General features: G+C 43.4%; 1 protein-coding gene. It reads right to left on the reverse strand.

From position 1 onward, the window contains the following. Positions 1-241, reverse strand: a 241-nt coding sequence (locus ACLJNW_RS24150; protein WP_410961211.1) for an Hcp family type VI secretion system effector, incomplete at its 3' end; no start/stop codon positions are given. Between the last annotated feature and the right edge of the window lie 70 nt (positions 242-311).

Here is a 311-nt window from a genome sequence, read left to right on the forward strand (position 1 = left end):
GCGGAATGTGCTTACCGGAAGAGCAGTATTTGAACAGGTTCGGGCTGGCGCGATCGATGTAATGTTCAAATGAAAGATTAGTGACGGAGACCTTACCGGAGCCGAGGCCGCTACCGGCGTGCATGGTGGATTCCTGATGAATATTCCAGCGCCAGCTCAGTACTTCAATTTCATTTTTGTGTTTGTCATCCATTGACTCGCCGTCAATGCCGTCAATTTTCAGAAAAATGTCATAAGACATATCTACTATCCTTTTAACTACCTAAATTAAGCCCTGATTTATCTGCTTTATTAGGTGAACAGATTAACTA

Source organism: Salmonella sp. SAL4457, from assembly GCF_046548235.1.
Classification (GTDB): domain Bacteria; phylum Pseudomonadota; class Gammaproteobacteria; order Enterobacterales; family Enterobacteriaceae; genus Salmonella; species Salmonella enterica.